We start from the raw sequence: 19,620 nt of genomic DNA on the forward strand, positions 1-19,620 counted from the left end.
AAAGGTCGTTAGACTAACACTGTGTAGATGAGTGTGTAATAGGATCTACAAACAGTAGAAATTTAAAAGGTCGTTAGACAACCTTAACAATATCAATAACTTAACATCTACAAACAGTAGAAATTTAAAAGGTCGTTAGACAAAAATCAGTAATTTACAAACTTTTTTAGTATCTACAAACAGTAGAAATTTAAAAGGTCGTTAGACTAAATCGTTGGTGCTAGGTCATACAACGTACAATCTACAAACAGTAGAAATTTAAAAGGTCGTTAGACGTGGTAAGGGTTGGCGGGGGGTAGATTGATCTACAAACAGTAGAAATTTAAAAGGTCATTAGACTTTGATTTGCAATGTAAAAATATCTGTTGATCTACAAACAGTAGAAATTTAAAAGGTCGTTAGACTACACCGTTTTTCTTAGCATGTCAATAAATCTACAAACAGTAGAAATTTAAAAGGTCGTTAGACAAACTCTACAAGGAAACCACCCTATGTATCTACAAACAGTAGAAATTTAAAAGGTCGTTAGACTTAGAAAACCTTTAAAATCAATGACTTAAATCTACAAACAGTAGAAATTTAAAAGGTCGTTAGACAAACTCTACAAGGAAACCACCCTATGTATCTACAAACAGTAGAAATTTAAAAGGTCGTTAGACCTCGTCCATAATCCAGCCGATACCCTTCATATCTACAAACAGTAGAAATTTAAAAGGTCGTTAGACTCATAATCTTTGCCTAATTGCTCTTTTCATCTACAAACAGTAGAAATTTAAAAGGTCGTTAGACTCAATACCTTTTTTGATTTGTAACATTATCTACAAACAGTAGAAATTTAAAAGGTCGTTAGACTTAAAACTTATGCGTCTAAACATAAAAATCTACAAACAGTAGAAATTTAAAAGGTCGTTAGACCATTATAATAATGTCAATAGTTAATTTATCTACAAACAGTAGAAATTTAAAAGGTCGTTAGACTCATAATCTTTGCCTAATTGCTCTTTTCATCTACAAACAGTAGAAATTTAAAAGGTCGTTAGACTGCAATCATGTTAGGGTCAATGCTATATCTACAAACAGTAGAAATTTAAAAGGTCGTTAGACGTGGGTGGTGTCTTTGCCTAAGGCGGTATCTACAAACAGTAGAAATTTAAAAGGTCGTTAGACCCGTTTTGAGGTATTTTTAATGATTTTTTGAGAAATTAGCAAGTTTTTTGCACAAAAAATAATCATTTTTACCGACAAAACATGATAAATCACGCATTAAGACTGGGGTTTGCAAAGTAAATATTTTAGCTTGATTTAGCTCTCTTATTATAACAAACCTCATCATTTTTTCCAAGACTTTTTATAAAATCAACAAATCCTCATTGCGATGTTTGGCATGGCCAAACCTTAATACTTCACGTTCTGTAAACCGAAAAATAATCACACTATCCGCCCCTGTAAATAAAGGCTCAAATTCTGCTTTTATTTTTTCGGTGATGATATTTAAAATGCGTTCGCTGTTTTGGATTTCGTACACCGAATATTGCAATCTATCGCCATATTGCATTAAAAATTTGGCAAATCGTCCACGCACTTTATTATCACTGATATCATAACTGACGATTATCATACATCTTCTCCATTTGCTTGTATGTCAAAGCTTGGCAACATCAAAACTAATTCATCAAACGCCATATCTTTATCAGCATATTTCATATATGCACGATAAAAATCCCTGATATAAACAAATATTGGCACTTTATGGGCGATGATTGCCTGCATTAAAATGGCATTATACGTTCGCTGATGTTCGGGTTTTAATTGGTATTGCATTTTTATTTGATGAAAATGCTCTGTTTTAAATTGCCCAAGATTAAATGATGTTAATACCTGCTTATCCACGATACAGCGAAATGGTTCAACCAAATCACATACCAGAGATTTTCTTTTATACCAAAGCTGATGAAGCATGCCTTTATAAACATCAAAACCAAATAATCTCAAATTTATCTCTATATAATTAAATAATAGCGTATAACCCATATCCAGCACCACATTAACAGAGTCTATTTTCAGGCGTGGTTTTCTGCCTTGCCAAGAGATGTGTTTTAATTGCCCAAAATGATATTTAAAATAACTTTTGGCAATATTACCCTCTATACCCATTAATTCATCCAAACGTTTGGTTTGACCAATCTGCCTTTGATAATCAGTCAATGTCTCTATCATTTGGCGTAATTCATCGTCTTTTTTACGAATGCCTTTTAATAAAGTGATAGAATTATTGGCTTTTTGTTCTATAAAATTTTTGGCAAAATTCAAGACTTGATTATCGCCAATGGCGTATTGCTTTTGTCTTAATAGATAATTTGCCTCACCAAAAGAGCTGACAAACAAAATCGGTCTTAATCTTGAATTTAATAAAATCAAGGCAATGCCATATTTTTGACAAAATTCAATCAACACATTGGTCAGCGTACAATACCCAATAATCATCAGAGCCATGGCTTTATGGCGGGTGATTTTGGTTAATGTCTCATCGCTGTCTTTGTTTTTGATGATGATATTGCCTTGCGAGATACAAAGATGATAGCCGCCCTCCAAGTTATTTAATAATATCATTTGTTTTTCTTTGATGTCCGAAATGCTAAGCATAGATTTTCCTTATTTAGTCCGTCTTATCACACAAAGGCTGATAAATACAATGAGTGCATTTATTGGCATTAATGTAAATATTATCAGTCATGGGATTATAATGACGTATTTTATACAAATGATTTTCAAACCAATCAATAATCTTATCATCAGGCAAAGCCAAAGCGTGGCTTTTATTATCCGTCATCGAATAAAAACCCAAATAATCCACTTCAAACCCCATTTCTATCAAACAAAAATACTGGGCATAAAGCTGCAATTTATAACCATCATAAATCGTTTTAATCGTGCGTTTGCGTTCGATGAGTTTTTTGCTATCGGCAAAATATTGGTCAATTTTGCCTGTCAAGCCATATTTATCCGAATGCACCGCCATGGCAGTGATAACGGTCTTTTTGGTGCTGTATGTGCCATTATCCACGCCCTCATGAGCGATTTTCCCTTTGACTTGTGGCGTATCATGATATGTATCATCATCCAATGCCTGATAGACGTTATGTAGATAAATAGAATAGGGACAAAAAATAAAATCATTTAATTGACTGATGTTTAATGTATGATATTCCATGTCATCTCCCAAATAAAAAGCCCAGCCGAAACTGAGCTTTTAGCGATTAGCGGTTTTGAGCGAAGTTTAGCCATGTTTGATTGTCAATGGCAAGTTTGACTTTATTCAAATCATCGCTGTCTTTTAGTTCATTTAATAGCCATAAGCCCTTTAATGCGATATGATACGCCCCATTGGCGTCCGCATTTTGTGGCTGTGTATCATCCGCCAATGCCGAATTAAAAAACACACCCTCATCATTTGCCACAGGCGATAAAATAAAATCTTCATCGCTACTGGCGTTACTATATCTTAATGCAAGCAATGTCTTTAATAGATACATCAGCGATTTATGAAATTCTTTATCGTTATTTTGGCAAATATCCATGACCAGATTTGGCTGTTTTTCATTGATGTGATGACGAGCAAATAGCGATTTTAATTCATCATTGACATTAATACCCTTTGTCGTTCCTTTATTTTTATTGGCGGTTTTGTCATACACATAACGTTTATCGCCATGCGAGCAAATCGTCCATTTTTGGCGAGAGTTTTTGGCTTTGTCAGTAAATTTGGCATAATCAATATGAAATTCAAAATAACCCTTATCTGCGTTATAACAAATCTTATCAAATTTACCAAAAAACGCTTGCGACTGAGCGATATTTTCATAACGTGGTTTTAACAAATCCACAAAGCCCGTTTCAGGGTCTATTTTACTGGTATTCCATGCAGGCACATAGAATAAAAAGCCTGTTTGTTTGCCAATGCTTTTTAGATCAGTAAAATTATTGGTCAGTTGCAGGGCATTTTTGTATGAGCCAATCTCATCATCTGCCTTATCTTTTAATACCAAATGGTTTAGCTTTTTGATTAAGGCGTTTTCAAAGTTTTGGTAAATTTGTTTTTCCACCTTAAAGCGACCACGTTTAAACCCAAAATTTAAATCCTCTAACACCACAATGGCATTATATTTAAGCATAAGCTGGCTGATTTGATGTACCACATGGCTTAGATAGCCCGATTTTAGCTCTTTTATGGTCTCAATCTCACCCCAACCGACACGAGCATTTAGGCGTTCTATTTCTCTCTTGTCTAGTATTTTATGATAATGCGTGGTCATTTGTGTACCATTTGCCGATGTGGTGATGATGTCATTGAGACTACGCTGTTCTAAGATTTCGCCTTTGCTATTAATCACGGTCAGATATAGCAAATGTCGCTCTCCACGGTCTATGCCTATGACATTCACCTCATCATATTGCTGTATGCTTTCATTAACTTTTTTATTAAATTCTTTAATCGTCATGCCCTGCACACCAAAATTCATGGTAATAGGTACATGTAGCATAAACTTATCTTGGGTATAGCGTTTATCTTTGATGATGTCATAGACAAATTGACGCTTTTTTGGATTATCAGGATTTTTATTTTCTAATACCTCGCCTGCACGATGAATGGTGGTTTCATTCATATCCAAAGATGCCTGACGATAAAATATCTGTGCCTCGCCATTTAATTTATAAATTGGATCGGCAAGGTTATCTTCGCTAAACAACGCCTTAAAATACAGAGTATGCAAATTGGGCTTACCGTGAGCCTTGGGCGAGAAATCTTTATTATAAATCTGGAATAAATACAACTGACCTTGTTCAACCAACTCGTCAATATAATCGGCGTTGATATCCACAAATTTTACTTGATAACCTTGTGGTTCGACTTCTCTATAAAAATCACTCAAATCCTGATAGCTACTGGTTGGCGAAAATTTAAAACCAAAATGTTGCCATTCTGGATGTTTATTAATACCCGCCTTAAAAAAATCAATCAACGCATGGCAGTCTTTTAGATTAAAATTATCGCCTTTTTTGTGCGTGCCTTTTGCATATTTATCCAGTAGTTCAGCAGAAGGGTTATAATAATCCAAATTACTCTTGGCAAAAAATACTTTGGGTAGCATTTTATTAGGTCCGGGCAATAATTTATAAATCATTTTTTGATAAATATTTTTGCCTGTATTTGGAGCATTATCAAATACTTTTTTATGAGCTTTATCTAATAACGCCAAATAATAACAACCGTCTTTTTGTAAGATAACCCCAAAATTATCTTTTTCTTTATTCAAATCCCACCCGTTTAATAATGTCGGATTGCCAAAGTTTAATTTATATTTTTCGGTGCTAAATGGCTTTTGCGACAGATAATCACGCACTTTGTTATAAAGCGTGGGAATCTTGGCAAGCTCATCATACAACGCCCCAAACTCACCATAAAAATTGCCGTCTTGGTTGTCTAGCGTGGTTTTGGTCGTTAATAACTTGGCAAAATGCACCACGTTTAGGGTGTTGTCTAGCAGCTCTTTTAGTTGCCTGATTTCAGGGTTTTTGCCTAACTGAATTTTGGGCAATGCTCGCTCGCCTGCTGGACGTTCACGCTCCAAAAAACCCTTAATGGTGCTGTGGTTGTTGTGTATTTTTTGGATTGGATTGTCCACGCCTGCCAGACCGTGTTTGAAATACTGTCCAAGTTTGCCCGCCTGCACAGACTCATCATCATGCCTAGCAGTATAATGCTCTATCGCCTGCTCAAGGCTTGCCAAGGAATGCACGCCTTTGATGAATTTGTCTTTTTCTTTTGTTAGTTTTTCTTTGGCATTGTCGGTTTTGGCTTTGGCAAATCTCTCATTAAACTCTGGACTCACCACATCCACATAATAGCCGTCTAACACCCGACCCAACAAGGCAAAATCACCAAATGCCTGCTTGGATAGTTCATTTAAATTTTTATGCTCAACATAAATGCCGTCCTTTTGATAGTCATCAAACCCATCAAATAAGCTTTGCACCTTGGCAAAAACATCAGCATAATGGCGGTAAAATTCATTGACCGCTTGACAAACTTCGCTGTCATCAGCAAATTTGCTTGGCAAAAATGACACACCCATGCCGTCGCTTAGGATTTGTTTGTGCAGGGGGCGTAATTTGGCGATACGTTCGGATTTGTGGCAATGTTGGTTGTGATGACTATTGATAAGCTCATTGATACCTTTTATCTTGCGAGAACCTGCCTCGCCACTGATACCGCCAAGCAGGGTATTATAAGCCGTGATACCCTCTTGGGTTAAAAGCTTGTGATAGCCGTCCAGATGACTTGCCAGCGACACATCCAAGCCACTCGCAGTCAGCTCATTTATAATCTGGTCATACAACGCCGAGTGCTTTTGTTTGATGGTTGTCAGTATTTGTAGGTTGTCAATAAAGCGTGGTAAGTTTTCATGAATCAGACGATAGGCAATGGAGGTGTGTTTATCCTCATCGCTGTACATGTTTTTACGGTTGTCATGAAAGCCAGTAAAGTAAGTGCTAAACTTCTCAAAATGGGCAAGGTGAGCAAGCTTGGGTGATGAGTCGCCCTCTTGGGCGATGACAAATTTCGCCAAATCACCAAGCTTCTTGCCGTCCTTAAAGAGCTTTGCCCCAAACAAGCGGTCATAACCCGCCTTGTATTTTCCGCCATTACCGATGGGCTTGACAATCTCTTTTCTTAAAACTGCTTGCAAGTCCTTTAGCTGTTTTTGCAATCCATCGTCTTTGGGATTTTTTCTAAATTTTAAATACACATCATAAAATTCTGCCAGCTTAGTTAGCTTAACTTCGCCCATCATATCAGCGATAAAATCACGATGATAATCGTCCAACATCGCCTTCACCTTTTGGTACATGTCCGCCATGGTCTCATCTTGGCTCAAAAAGTTTTTGGCATGGATATGCTCTAATGTCTTGCCAATGGGCTTTAATTCAAAACGCACGGTTTTTGATAGGGGATATAAATGGGTAAACTCTTGAAATAACATAAAAAATCTCCGTTTAGTGGTGGCTAGGTACTGTTTTGGTACAGTTGTATTTTATAAAAGGCGATTTGTCTTGTCAATATTTTTTATGAGAATATTTTATATGATAAAGATATCATTTTATGATGTGTTGTGTTATAATTTTAGCCGTCTAACGACACCGCTAATTTCTACTGTTTGTAGATTGAGAATATGCAAAAATCATGAAATATCAATATTTTATCCCATTATCTATCCTTGCTTTATCCGCTTGCACCCCCACCCCACCAGCCAGTACTTACCAAAAAATAGACGGGCAGACGATGGGGACAAGCTATCACATCGCCTTTGAATTACCAAAAGAGGCGACTGCGGACGAGATACAAGCAAGCATAGACACCCGCCTTGATGAGATAAACGACAGCATGTCCACTTATCAAGCCGACAGCACGATTAGTAAATTTAACGCCCTAAGTGCAGGGCAGACGATACAAATCGACCCTGATTTTATTAAAGTGCTATCCGATAGTAGACTCATCTATGAAAAGTCGCACCACGGCTTTGACCCGACTGTTTATCCGCTTGTGGAGCTGTGGGGCTTTGGCTCAAAGATGAGTGTAGAACGCCTACAAAATCCACCCGCCGACACCGAAATCCTAGCTGCGCGTGATAAAATCGGACTTGACAAAATCGTGCTAAATGGCAATGAATTATCCAAAACGGCGGATGGCGTGGGGCTTGACTTTTCGGCAATTGCCAAAGGCTATGGCGTGGATACGATAGCAGACGTTCTAAAATCCAAATACAACATCACCAACTACATGGTAGAGATTGGCGGAGAAATCGCCACAGGTGGGGTCAATGACAAGGGACTGCCGTGGACGCTCGCCATTGACAAGCCCATCATGGGTAGCACCACCGCCAACCGTGAAATCATGACCACCCTTGCCCTATCAGGACAAAGCATGGCGACATCAGGCAACTACCGCAACTCGCTTGACTATGACGGCAAAACATACAGCCACACCATCAACCCCCACACCGCAAGCCCTGTGGAAAATGGCGTACCAAGCGTAACTGTCATCGCAAGCACCACCGCACTGGCGGACGGCTGGGCAACCGCCTTGACCGCCATACCCCAAGATGATGCCATCAGACTTGCCGATGAAAATGACATCATCGCCTTATTTATCACAAAAGATGGCGACAACTGGCAAACCCATAAAAGCCAAGGCTTTATCGCCTTTGAACAACAGGGCAAAAATTAACCATCAACTCTTTGGTAGTATTGCCTTTAAAAATCCCCCAATTTACATTACAATAGGGCGTGTTGAACATTGATAACATCATTAAAAATATGATGAAATTTAACGCTTTGAGTCAATTTTTGCATGAAAAATGGCTAAATCTGGTTTTTCATCGTCAAAAGATCGTTTGATAGAATAACTATCAAACTTCACTTTTTCCTTGAAAAACGGGCGATTCCCCCTATTTTTCATGGCAAATACCAACGTTCAACACGCCCTAGCATAAAACCCCACAAGGATAATCATGACCGCATTCTCCCCCAGCCCCCAATTTACCAAGCGTTGGTACGCCACCCCCACCGCCGTCAAAAACGCCTTTCATCAAGAGCTTGATGACATCATTGACATGCTCTACGGTAGCACGCCTGCCCATGAATTTGAGTTTAACCATGCCGATTTTGGGCAGACCGTTGAAGATTTGTTTTTTATCCACCGAGATGACACGCCCATCCCTGCCCGTATCATTCACAACCTAGAAACACCCCAAGCCCTATTTAGCGAGACATCTGCCCCTGCCCAACGGCTACACCCCAAGGATTTGGATGTCTTAGAAGCACGCATTACGGACAAGCTTAGCAAACAAATTGACGACTTTTTGGGCGAACACATGGCACAGGTCTCTGACGATCTAAAAGGCTGGCTAAAAACCGCCCTAAAAAACGAATTTGCCAACCACCAATAATCCGTCCACACCATCATAAGGCTTATCATGAACACAGCACACAGCGACATCATCATCATCGGGGCAGGGCCTGCAGGTCTTGCGTTTGCACGGCATTTTAAGGGCGTGGATTTGACCGTAACCATCATCGAAAAATCCCCCCTAGATACCATCGCAAATCCTGCTTATGACGGGCGTGAGATTGCCTTGACTCACCGTTCTCGGGAGATTATGCTAAACCTAGGGGCATGGCAACGCATACCCGATGATGAGATTTATAAACTTGCCGATGCTAAGGTTTATAATGGTGATTTTAATTATGCCTTGCATTTTAAAGTACCAAAAGATTTGAACCTGCTCACCAGCATTGACCGCTTGGGCAATCTCATCTCAAATCATAACATCAGACAAGCCTTTTATGATGAAGTCAAGGATTTGCCCAATGTACAAATCCTAACCGAACAGTCTGTCCAAGACATCAAAACTGACAGCCGAGGGACGAGCGTAACCCTGGCAGATGGTCGCACCTTGACCGCCAACCTGCTTATCGGAGCGGACAGCCGTCTGTCCTTTGTGCGTAAAAAGCTCGGTATTGGAGCCGAGATGAACGACTTTGGGCGGACGGTCATCGTCTTTCGGGTATCACACCCTTTATCCAACGAAGCGACCGCCAGAGAGTGCTTTTTGTACAGCAGAACGCTCGCTCTATTGCCCCTACATGACCATCTGACCAACTGTGTCATCACGCTAGATAATACCCAAGCCAACAGCCTGCTTGCCATGAATGCCGATGAGCTTGTCTTAGAAGTTCAGCGGATGATGAGCGACCGCTTGGGCAAACTGACCTTAGCGGGCACCGTACACCATTATCCACTCATGGGCGTACACGCCAAAACCTTTGTCTCCACCCGCTCGGCATTGGTGGGCGACAGTGCGGTGGGCATGCACCCCGTGACCGCTCACGGCTTTAACCTAGGGCTTATGGGGGCGAACACGCTAGCCACGCTCATCCTAGACGCTCACGCCAAAGGGCAAGACATCGCAAGCCCTGCCCTACTACAAAAATACAACGTCCGCCACCAAGCCCACACCCGTCCCCTATATCACGGCACCAACTTGATGGTAAAAATGTTTACCGATGACAGCACGCCCATGCAAACGGTGCGGGATTTGACCCTGCGAGTGAGTAACCATCTGCCGCCTGTCAAACGGTGGATAGCAGGGCAACTGACGGGTAAATAAGCCATGCCGCCATCTTATCAAGTTATGTTATAATAGACTATTGTACTCACTCATCCACAGGTGTTTTTATGATTGTTGCCATTTCCGAAGGACTGATTGTCAAGATTGGACTGTATGGGCTACTGCCTGCGTTCATTGCTTTTTTGTTTTTTATCATGTGGGATATGGCAAAAAGCACCAATGCCGGCAAGGCAGGGACGTTTTGGATTTTTGTGGCATTGGGGGCGGGGTTTGTCGGCTTTTTATTAAAAATCGTGATTGAGTTTGTGTTAAAGACGTGGTTTATTTAGGGCAATACCCAAAACAACACCATCAAAGGACGTACTCAGCACGTCCCTACACCATATATTATTAGACCTCTTTTCCAAACCCCAGAGTAAACATGCCATAATACCCATTTCACCCAAAAAGCCAAGACATGACACCCAAGCAAGCTGAACAACTAAGCGACAGTGAGTTTGAACGATACTTTGGCGTAAAAAGAACCACGTATCAACACATGCTTACAATACTCCAAGAAGCCTACAGCGAACAACATAAAAGGTAGTAGAAAAGCCAAAATCAGCCTAGAGAGTAAACTTGTGATAACCTTAAACCACTACAGAGAATACTGCAGTCAATTTCACATCGCCCAAGACTTTGCTTTGCCAAGTAAAAAACCTTATGGCAAGACAATAACCTTGAAACGGCACTTATCGATGCCACAGAAATTCCCATAGAACGACCCAAAAAGGCAAAGGCGACAGCACTCAGGTAAAAAGAAAGGTCACACCTTAAAAGTACAAATCGTTGTTGATAAAAAGAGCAAGAAAATGCTATGCACCCATGTTGGCAAGGGAGGTATACATGACTTTTTTATCGCAATAAAACAGTGCTTAAAAATTTATAAAAATCCTATTCCAATCTCCTTAATGCTTCTTGACAATCTTCTACCAACGCTTGATAATATTTTAACTTTTGTTGTATTTCATCTTTTTTGTCTTTGTGTTTTTCTCGCCATTTATTAAGATAATAATCTTCATTAACAAACATTTTTAACCGCCCTGTTTCTTTCATTAATTCATAATAATTCTCTACAAATAATTTAACTTGGTCATATCCATAAGAATTGGGTTCTGTCCCCGTAAAAATTTCATAAGGAATGTCCGACCATTCTTTTACCCAATCCATACTTTCTTGCCCAATGGTAGAATACAAAATACACCCAATCATTTCTCGCTCTCTTTCAAAATTTTCATAATCGTATTTGGGTTTTAAATATTTACTCTGATATTGAATATGTTCTTTAATTTTCACATATTCTTGATAAGTAAAATTGGTTTGAAAAAGTGTTTCAAGTTTTTTACTTAACTTTTTATTAAAATGTAATAGGTTATTTAATTATTCAATTACCGTCATATTATTTACCTTCTATTAATTCAATTTATTTTCAAATATTAAGAACACAAAATTCCAATTTCCCTTAATACTCTTTTGCCCATTGTTGAACACGCCCACCGACCCAACCAATTTGCAGGTTGATACACACCTTTCATTTCACTATTACCGATTTTACCGTCATTCATCGCCCCTGTAAAATAAAATTTTCTGTTACGATATGGTTTAAAAAACTTAGGATTATTCATTAAAAAATGACATTCTGGATAAAACAATCTTTGCCCAAGTTTTAACCTGCCTTTTTCTTTTGTCCCCAAAAAATACCCTTTGGGATTTTCACCCCCTTGAATGACAAAAATAAATTCTTGTCCATAATAATTTGCCAATTTTGCCATCGTTTCAATAAAATCAGGTTTATTAAACCGATTGACCACCAAATAAGACCCCATAAAGAAATCATTGTTCAATTTTAAAAGTTTTTGATAGTCTTTAATATAAGAACTGTCAAGTTCGGTAATGGGATAACCCAGTGCAAACAATGCCGAATACAATGCTCTGTTGTTATTCAAGATAGGTTGTTTGTATTTATAAAAATCATCATGCAATGCCGTGATAATGACCGCATCGTGTTTTTGAAATTTATGGATAAAACATTCAATGTCTTGTTGAAAAAGAATTGGGGTGCTGTTTTTAATAGACACACGATTTGATTTATTCATAGAATAACTCCACAATAAAGGTTGATAAACTAAGCGGGTTATTAAGGTTGAATAAGTAATTGGATTAAAAAAAGAAAACAAAAGGGCATTGATGTTTATCAAACAACAAACATCGCACAATAAATTTAATTAAAGAAAAGTTGGAGAAAATTTAATAAAGAGAGCAGGAATGGAGAAATTGGGGTGTTTTTTGATTACTTTTAGATATTACAATACAAACTTTTATTTTTCAATATATTTTTTAAATTTTTAATATTTATTTTATTAATCAATATGGAGTAAAATTGGCGGTTTGTAGGTCTTGACTTTTTGTATTGAGTTGGTTATACTCATTGCGTAACTTCTCTTTTTGGGCGATTTTATCGTCATCTTACCCCCATTTTCAATCGGCAATTCGCCAACCTGACATTTAATTTATCATCTTTGCCAGCAATTTATGAGAATTGAGCGTTATCATGCCTGTGCGTCATTTGTCAAAGAACTGCATAAAAATCAAGTAGATAAAGGCGGTAGCCCTTATTATCATCATTTGTATGAAGTGGCGGACAATGCCAAACGCATTTGTGAGCAATTAGCCATTAGCGATGAAAACTTTATTTTTGATTGTATGGAAATTGGACTTTTGCACGACAGTATGGAAGATTGCGATTTGTCTTTTAATATTATTCAAGCAAATTATGGCGAGACGGTTGTAAATGGCGTACGCTTAATGACCAAACCGCACAGTGATAATGATACAGCATTTAATAAAAATTGTTTATTTAAACAAAATTATGTGGATTATTTGGTGCGGTTGTATCAGTATTATTTAGATGGAAAAGAAGTGGCATTTAAAGCAATGATTGTTAAATTGTCTGATTTAAAAAGTAATTTAAATTATCAAAGATTGGGTGTACAAAGCATTGATGAATTAAACCAAAAACAACTCAAAAACCTTTTAAAATATCATACCGCCTGTCAATCATTGGCAAGCATTATTTTTGATAAAAAGTTGATTGGTATTGATGCGTTTAAAACGCAATTATTATCGGCAGAATTTTCTGATAATATTGATATAGATTGCCTTAAACAGTCCATTCATCAAATCATCAGTTAATCCTTTTAATGGAGTTTTATGAGCAAAGAAATCGTCATTGACAAATTTAGCATTCCTGATTGTGGGTATTATCAGGTGTATTATACGGGTAAACGATTTTATTTTACTTTAATTCCTGACTTTAAAATTTTAAGGGAAAAATATGGCAAATCAGCATTATTTTATGTTGATGATGAAACAATGGACGATGTTAATTATAACAAATACCCTTTTCAAACCATTGAGCGGATTATTAAGGCGATTGTAAATTATGTTAATCACTCGCCCTATCAAAAGGGCGTTGATGAAATTAAACATTTTAGTTTTACATCAAGCACCGAGCGAAAAGATAATATTTATGAACGCTATGCCAAGCGTATTGTTGAAAAATTAAATGGTGATTGGGGGTATAGCAGTTATGGAGGTGGTTTTTATTTTTTTAGAAAAGAATGATGTGATTTTCTGGTATTTATACAAAATGATTAAGTAAATTTCCATATTAAATAACAAAAATACGGGTTATGTTTAAAAACCCCTTGAAATCCCCACAATTTTTAAGTAAAATAAGGGTCTATCTTTTTATTTGGAGTATGACCCATTAAACCGTCAAATCGTCTAAATGTCAATGAAGACATTCGTGCCAAAGAAGTCCGCCTAGTACAGGCTGACGGCGAACAGCTTGGCGTGGTAAGCCTAAAACAGGCATTAGAGACCGCTCGTGAAAACAATCTGGACTTGGTTGAGATTGTCCCAGATGCCAAACCGCCCGTTGCCAAGATTATGGACTACAAACGTCATTTGTACGAACAAAAACAAAAGGCAAAAGAAGCCAAAAAGAACCAAAAACAGACCCAAGTCAAAGAAATCAAGCTACGCCCTGGTACCGAAGAAGCTGATTATCAGGTCAAATTGCGTAAAATTGTTGAATTTCTAGAAGACAAAGACAAGGTCAAAGTCTCCATTCGTTTTCGTGGACGTGAGATGAGCCACCAAGAGATTGGACGAGCCCAACTTGAACGTATCATCAAAGATACCGAAGAGATAGCCAGCGTAGAGCAAGCCCCCAAGGTGGAAGGTCGCCAAATGGGTATGCTACTAGGGCCTGCTAAGAAGAAGTGAGTGAAATCCAAAAACCCCAATCAAAATGCCGATTGGGGTTTTATTTTACCTCATGTCCGCCTTAAAGCCACGTTTTTTATCCATTTGCCAATCACGTTCTTTGAGTGTGGCTCGTTTGTCGTGGAGTTTTTTGCCTTTGGCTAGGGCAATCTCGCATTTGACCCGACTGCCCTTCCAGTAGCAGGATAAGGGGACGACTGCATAGCCTTTTTGATTGACCATGCCAAAGAGTTTGTCAATCTGCTTGCGGTGCAAAAGCAGTTTGCGGGTGCGGATATTGTCAGGGTTGATGTGCGTGGAGCTAGTCAGTAGGGGCTGAATGTGAGCCCCGAACAAAAACGCTTCGCCATTTTTAAAAATCACATAAGCATCCGTGATTGCCATTTTGCCTGCTCGTATTGATTTGACTTCCCAACCTTCAAGCGATAAACCCGCTTCAAAGGTTTCTTCGATAAAGTATTCGTGGCGGGCTTTTTTGTTGGTACAGATTTGGTTTGACGGTTTTTTTGCCATGTTTGTATCTCAATATTGTCTAGGGCGTGCCTGCCTTTGGTGTTTGCAATGAAAAATAGGGGAAATTGTCCGTTTTTCAAGGAAAAGTCTGCCGTTGATATTGAAATATCAACAAGGATTTTGACGTAGAAAAACCAGATTTAGCCATTTTTCATGCAAAAATGGATTAAAGTGTTAAATTTTCATCTTATTTTATAAGAGTGGGCATGCCCTACCTATTATAAAAGATTTGGTGGATAATTACAAACAAAGCCGCCCCTGTTACATTTGTCTAATAAAACAGCATTTGCCTTTGGGGGTAATACTTGATAAGATAAGGCAAATTCATCATCATAGGATTTGCTATGCTTGACTCAAAACCAACCCTAGAAACCTTGCTAAATCACCGCTCGGTGCGTAAATACACTGGCGAGCCAATCTCTGATGAGATGCTAACTGCTATTTTGGAAGCAGGGCGTGCTGTCTCGACATCAAGCTACCTACAAGCGGTGAGCGTGGTGCGTGTGCGTGATAAGGCAAAGCGGACGGCATTTCGCCAAATCTCGAACAACCTAAGCGAAGACAAATATAACGACCTTATCTCCCAAGGCAAGCGGTTGGGACATGGCTATGTCGAAGACTGTGCCGAATATTTGGTGTTTTGTATGGACGCTTATCGTCATCATGCCCTTGCCGATGTCAATACCGACTGGACAGAAGTCATGCTCATCGGGGCGATTGACTCGGCTCTTATGGCTCAAAATATGCTGGCAACTGCCGAGAGTCTAGGGTTGGGCGGGGTCTATATCGGCTCACTGCGTAACGACATTCAGCGAGCAGGCGAGCTGTTGGCACTACCAAAACACGTCGTGCCACTGTTTGGGCTGTGTCTAGGACACCCTGACTGGGATTCCAAAATCAACCAATCGCAACGTCCACGCCTACCGCTTGATGTTATCGTCTCAACTGATACCTATCAAACCCCAAGCGATGACGTATTGTCCGCTTATAATGATGAAGTTAAAGCTTACTATGGCGGTCGTGGTTTGGAGCTTGACTGGAGGGCTCAAATTGCCGAGACCTTTGGCGGGGACGTGCGTCCGTTTATGCTGGACTATTTGCAATCGCAAGGTTTTGCCAAACGCTAAGAAAACACCAAAAGTCGGACAAAAGCCGGACAACAGGTCGGCTTTTTCTTTTTTTATAAAAATTTAAAATAAAATCCCCAAAACCGCCAAAAATTTGCTACCATAAGCACTTTTTAATATCATTTCTAGCAAATTATACAAGCCATGACTCCAAAAAAAGCCCTATACCCCGGCACCTTTGACCCCATTACCAACGGACACATTGACCTTGTCAATCGTGCCTTAAAAATCTTTGATGAAGTCATCATCTCGGTGGCGTTCGCTCATCACAAAAAGCCCTTATTTAGCTTTGATGAGCGAGTGGCACTGGTGCAGGAGATTTTTAAGGGCAATGAACGGGTGTCGGTGGTCGGTTTTGAAGGGCTACTGGTGGATTTTGTCAAGGAGCAAAATGCGGTGGCGGTCATTCGTGGACTGCGTGCGGTGAGTGATTTTGAGTATGAATTTGGGCTTGCCAACATGAACCGTAGCCTAGATGAGAGCTTTGAAGCGGTATTTTTAACCCCCGCCCAAGAGTACTCATTCGTCTCGTCCACGCTCGTGCGAGAAGTGGCAAAACTCGGTGGTGATGTCTCAAAGTTTGTGCCGTCTTGTGTGCTTAACGGCTTTGCCAAAAAGTTCGGTGGGTAAGACGTCATGTTTTTTGCGGTCATTAGTATCTTGCCCCAGATGTTCGGGGCGACCACAGAGTATGGCATTACGGGGCGTGCGGTGGGGCGTGGACAGGTAGTGATACACACCATTAACCCCAGAGATTTTACCACGGATAACTATCGGCGGATTGATGAGCGTCCCTTTGGCGGGGGGCCGGGCATGGTCATGCTTGCCGAGCCGTTGGAGCAGGCGATATTGCACGCCAAAGCCCTAGCTGATGAGCATTTTGGGAACGTGGGTAAGGACAATCCTACCTGCCCTGTCATCTATCTGTCGCCACAGGGCAAGACCCTAGATGAGCAGACGGTGGTAGAATGTAGCCAGTTCGATGGCATGATACTGCTGTGTGGGCGTTATGAAGGCATTGATGAAAGGCTGCTTAGTGCCTATGTCGATGGCGAGATTTCCATTGGCGACTATGTGCTGACAGGGGGTGAGTTGCCTGCGATGGTACTGATGGATAGCGTCATTCGCCGTCTGCCAAGTGTGATGAATGATGACCAATCCGCCCTAGAAGACAGCTTTGTCGATGGGCTACTAGATTGTCCCCACTATACCAAGCCTTTGATTTTTAAGGATAAACAAGTTCCTGATGTCCTGCTGTCGGGTCATCATGCCAATATTGCCAAATGGCGGTTTTTAGAGCAAGTCAAACGCACCAAAGAGCGTCGCCCTGACTTATGGGAGCGGTTTGAACCCACCAAAGAGCAGGCGAAGTGGTTGGCGGAGCTTAATGAATAGTCACGCCCTATTCGTCATCATCATCACCGCTTCACTAATGTCAGAGAGCTTCTCACGCACCATAAACAGACGGTCAAGCCCCAACGCAATCCCACTACATCGCGGTAAATCATCGCACGCACGGATTAGGTTTGTATCAATCGGCATGATTGGTAAGCCTAGTTTTGCCCGCTCAACATTGTCCTGTGTAAATCGCTTTAACAACTCATCGCCACTGGCAAGCTCATCATAGGCATTGGCAATCTCTATGCCGTTGATATACAGCTCAAAGCGTTTGGCAACGGCATGCCCGTCCACGTCTGTCGCCACTTTTGCCAAAGACGCAGTCGCCACAGGATAATTGGTGATGAGTGTTGGCAAATCAAACCCTAAAGTCGGCTCTATCGCATGACTAAATAACAAATCCAGCCAACCTTGTTTATCATCGCCCATATCTAGGTTAATGCCCTGCTGTAATGCCGTTTGTCGTAGTGTCTCAATGTCGGCAGAAAAAGGGTGAATGCCGAGCATATCCATAAAGGCTTGGGCGTAGCGATAGGTTTTAAAGGGTAGATTTTTATGCAGTGCCACGCCGATGAGAGCATTTAATTCATCTGCCAAATCGTCCAAACTAAAATGCGGACGATACCATTCTAACATGGTAAATTCTATATTATGTTTATGCCCTTTTTCATTATCACGAAACACTTGACAAATTTGATAAATCGGTACTTGATAATCCGCCAATACTCTTTTCATGGCAAATTCTGGCGATGTGTGTAGATAACCTGTTTTTAATTGACCAGTTTGTTTAAAATTGACACTCACGCTTTCTATAAAAATATCGGTATTGCCATGATTGGATAATATGGGCGTGGTAATCTCTAACACACCCCGACTTTTAAAAAACTGACGAATGTCGCCAATCATCTCAGCTTTACTCATTGCCAAATCTAAGGTCATGCTTGGGCGGTAATCGGTATTAGTCATAAGGCCATTCTCTTTTTAAATCATATTTTTTTCTTAATTTATCAAAATCCGCCCCATGTACGTTATTGGTGCAAATGTGGCGTAACTCGTTGTCATCTTTTAAAATGTCATAATAGCTTTTTAAAATATCGGCATTTCCTTTTAATAATTCATTTTTTAATGTTTGCCAATGGTAATGATTGGACGGCAATAGCTTATCCATATTCTGTAAAACAGGCAAATTAAAATGCTCACAAAATGCCTGATAAATCATGTCTGTCCCACGCAACTTGCCATCTAGGGTATAGCCTGCAATGTGGGGTGTGGCAAGGGTAAGGTTATCAAGAAGTGTCTTATCAATCATTGGCTCAAAAGGAAACACGTCTAATATTGCATTTAAATTTTTATTATCCATTGCCCATAATAAATCATCTTGGCTGATAATCTCACCCCGAGCGGTATTGATTAAAATAGCGTTGTTTTTTAATTGTTCAAAAACGGATTTATCAAATAATTGATAAGTAGGATAATCACCCGTTTTGGTTAATGGCGTATGAATGGAGATAATGTCGCTATTTGCTAATAATTCATTAAAATTTGCGTTATTAATGTCCGATGTTGGTAAATAAGGGTCATATCCCAAAATATCCCAATTTAAGTCTTTGGCATATTTGGCAAGCGTTGCTCCGATATTGCCCAAGCCAATAATGCCCAGTGTGATTTTTTTATGGATTGAGTTGGGAAATTTAGTTAAAAGGGCAGTAATGACATATTGGGCAACTGAATGTTTGCTTGACCCTTTGGCATTGGCAAAATGGATATTGTTAAAATGAATAAATTCATTATCCACATGGTCTGTACCAATGGTTGCCGAGCCGATAAATTTGATGTTATGGGGGTTGGCAATGGTGTCGGAGTTGATAGGTGTTACCGAGCGAATGAGTAGGGCGGTTGGGTTGTATTTGTGGGTGGCGGATTGGTTAATCTCACGCCCTTTTAATTTGATAAGCTCTGTATTATCATGGCAAAAATAATCATCCAAATGGGCGATATTTTCATCGGCTAAAATGGTTATCATGGGGTCATGCCTTTGGCGGGATGGGTGTGTTAGATGGGTG

General features: G+C 39.7%; 19 protein-coding genes and 1 CRISPR repeat array (1 of these 20 cut by a window edge). Of the genes, 10 read left to right on the forward strand and 9 right to left on the reverse strand.

Going from position 1 to position 19,620, the window contains the following annotated elements; genetic code table 11:
• Positions 1-1,167: direct repeats of the CRISPR family, unit length 36 nt; unit sequence ATCTACAAACAGTAGAAATTTAAAAGGTCGTTAGAC (it extends 1,161 nt beyond the left edge of the window).
• A gap of 181 nt (positions 1,168-1,348) precedes the next feature.
• From cas2 to cas12a, 4 genes are read right to left on the reverse strand one after another with little or no spacing between them, the layout of a single operon-like run.
• Positions 1,349-1,618, reverse strand: coding sequence for a CRISPR-associated endonuclease Cas2 (gene cas2, locus LP107_RS03175; protein WP_029104087.1), 270 nt, complete (start codon positions 1,616-1,618; stop codon positions 1,349-1,351).
• Positions 1,615-2,643, reverse strand: a complete 1,029-nt coding sequence (cas1, locus tag LP107_RS03180; protein WP_078273921.1) for a type V CRISPR-associated endonuclease Cas1 — start codon at positions 2,641-2,643, stop codon at positions 1,615-1,617. Before cas1 ends, cas2 begins: the two co-directional genes overlap by 4 nt.
• Positions 2,644-2,656: 13 nt before the next feature.
• Positions 2,657-3,211: a type V CRISPR-associated protein Cas4 gene (gene cas4, locus LP107_RS03185; RefSeq protein ID WP_078273922.1), complete on the reverse strand. Its 555-nt coding sequence runs from the start codon at positions 3,209-3,211 to the stop codon at positions 2,657-2,659.
• 46 nt (positions 3,212-3,257) lie between these two features.
• Complete coding sequence (cas12a, locus tag LP107_RS03190) at positions 3,258-7,043, reverse strand: type V CRISPR-associated protein Cas12a/Cpf1 (protein ID WP_112742561.1); 3,786 nt, start codon at positions 7,041-7,043, stop codon at positions 3,258-3,260.
• A gap of 200 nt (positions 7,044-7,243) precedes the next feature.
• Between cas12a and LP107_RS03195 the strand changes: the two genes are divergently transcribed.
• The 4 genes from LP107_RS03195 to LP107_RS03210 all read left to right on the forward strand — a co-directional run bounded on the left by LP107_RS03195 (position 7,244) and on the right by LP107_RS03210 (position 10,519).
• Positions 7,244-8,287, forward strand: coding sequence for an FAD:protein FMN transferase (locus LP107_RS03195; RefSeq protein ID WP_264675951.1), 1,044 nt, complete (start codon positions 7,244-7,246; stop codon positions 8,285-8,287).
• 283 nt (positions 8,288-8,570) lie between these two features.
• Positions 8,571-9,008, forward strand: coding sequence for a hypothetical protein (locus LP107_RS03200; RefSeq protein WP_078273925.1), 438 nt, complete (start codon positions 8,571-8,573; stop codon positions 9,006-9,008).
• Between the two features lie 27 nt (positions 9,009-9,035).
• Positions 9,036-10,229 (forward strand): 5-demethoxyubiquinol-8 5-hydroxylase UbiM, encoded by a 1,194-nt coding sequence (gene ubiM / locus LP107_RS03205; RefSeq protein ID WP_112742560.1) that lies wholly within the window; start codon positions 9,036-9,038, stop codon positions 10,227-10,229.
• Between the two features lie 68 nt (positions 10,230-10,297).
• Positions 10,298-10,519 (forward strand): DUF2788 domain-containing protein, encoded by a 222-nt coding sequence (locus LP107_RS03210; RefSeq protein WP_062501070.1) that lies wholly within the window; start codon positions 10,298-10,300, stop codon positions 10,517-10,519.
• 604 nt (positions 10,520-11,123) lie between these two features.
• Here the strand turns inward: LP107_RS03210 and LP107_RS03215 are convergent.
• Together LP107_RS03215 and LP107_RS03220 are read right to left on the reverse strand one after the other, a co-directional pair.
• Positions 11,124-11,525: a hypothetical protein gene (locus LP107_RS03215; protein WP_078273927.1), complete on the reverse strand. Its 402-nt coding sequence runs from the start codon at positions 11,523-11,525 to the stop codon at positions 11,124-11,126.
• A gap of 140 nt (positions 11,526-11,665) precedes the next feature.
• Positions 11,666-12,325, reverse strand: a complete 660-nt coding sequence (locus tag LP107_RS03220) for a hypothetical protein (RefSeq protein ID WP_078273928.1) — start codon at positions 12,323-12,325, stop codon at positions 11,666-11,668.
• Positions 12,326-12,761: 436 nt separating this feature from the next.
• Here LP107_RS03220 and LP107_RS03225 point away from each other — a divergent pair, with 436 nt between their 5' ends.
• The 3 genes from LP107_RS03225 (at position 12,762) to infC (ending at position 14,519) form a co-directional block, all read left to right on the forward strand.
• Positions 12,762-13,421, forward strand: a complete 660-nt coding sequence (locus LP107_RS03225; protein ID WP_078273929.1) for a hypothetical protein — start codon at positions 12,762-12,764, stop codon at positions 13,419-13,421.
• 18 nt (positions 13,422-13,439) lie between these two features.
• Positions 13,440-13,853 (forward strand): hypothetical protein, encoded by a 414-nt coding sequence (locus tag LP107_RS03230; RefSeq protein ID WP_078273930.1) that lies wholly within the window; start codon positions 13,440-13,442, stop codon positions 13,851-13,853.
• Positions 13,854-13,997: 144 nt separating this feature from the next.
• Positions 13,998-14,519 (forward strand): translation initiation factor IF-3, encoded by a 522-nt coding sequence (infC, locus tag LP107_RS03235; RefSeq protein WP_036387272.1) that lies wholly within the window; start codon positions 13,998-14,000, stop codon positions 14,517-14,519.
• Positions 14,520-14,564: 45 nt separating this feature from the next.
• Here infC and smpB read toward each other — a convergent pair whose 3' ends face one another.
• Positions 14,565-15,032 (reverse strand): SsrA-binding protein SmpB, encoded by a 468-nt coding sequence (gene smpB, locus LP107_RS03240; protein ID WP_029102357.1) that lies wholly within the window; start codon positions 15,030-15,032, stop codon positions 14,565-14,567.
• Between the two features lie 344 nt (positions 15,033-15,376).
• Between smpB and nfsA the strand changes: the two genes are divergently transcribed.
• The 3 genes from nfsA to trmD all read left to right on the forward strand — a co-directional run bounded on the left by nfsA (position 15,377) and on the right by trmD (position 17,554).
• On the forward strand, positions 15,377-16,159 hold the full coding sequence (nfsA, locus tag LP107_RS03245) for an oxygen-insensitive NADPH nitroreductase (RefSeq protein ID WP_078273931.1): 783 nt from the start codon (positions 15,377-15,379) through the stop codon (positions 16,157-16,159).
• Between the two features lie 144 nt (positions 16,160-16,303).
• Positions 16,304-16,789 (forward strand): pantetheine-phosphate adenylyltransferase, encoded by a 486-nt coding sequence (gene coaD, locus LP107_RS03250; RefSeq protein ID WP_078273932.1) that lies wholly within the window; start codon positions 16,304-16,306, stop codon positions 16,787-16,789.
• A 6-nt stretch (positions 16,790-16,795) separates the two neighbouring features.
• The gene (gene trmD / locus LP107_RS03255; protein WP_078273933.1) at positions 16,796-17,554 is read left to right on the forward strand and encodes a tRNA (guanosine(37)-N1)-methyltransferase TrmD; all 759 of its coding nucleotides are present in this window, start codon (positions 16,796-16,798) and stop codon (positions 17,552-17,554) included.
• Here the strand turns inward: trmD and epmA are convergent, their stop codons facing one another.
• Positions 17,555-18,523 carry an EF-P lysine aminoacylase EpmA gene (epmA, locus tag LP107_RS03260; protein WP_264675950.1) on the reverse strand — a complete coding sequence of 323 codons (969 nt, stop codon included), beginning with the start codon at positions 18,521-18,523 and terminating at the stop codon, positions 17,555-17,557.
• Entirely contained in the window at positions 18,516-19,580 is a 1,065-nt protein-coding gene (locus LP107_RS03265; protein ID WP_264675949.1) for a 4-phosphoerythronate dehydrogenase, read from the reverse strand. The genes epmA and LP107_RS03265 overlap by 8 nt, the downstream gene beginning before the upstream one ends.
• Between the last annotated feature and the right edge of the window lie 40 nt (positions 19,581-19,620).

Source organism: Moraxella bovis (assembly GCF_025985205.1).
Taxonomy (GTDB): Bacteria; Pseudomonadota; Gammaproteobacteria; order Pseudomonadales; family Moraxellaceae; genus Moraxella; species Moraxella bovis.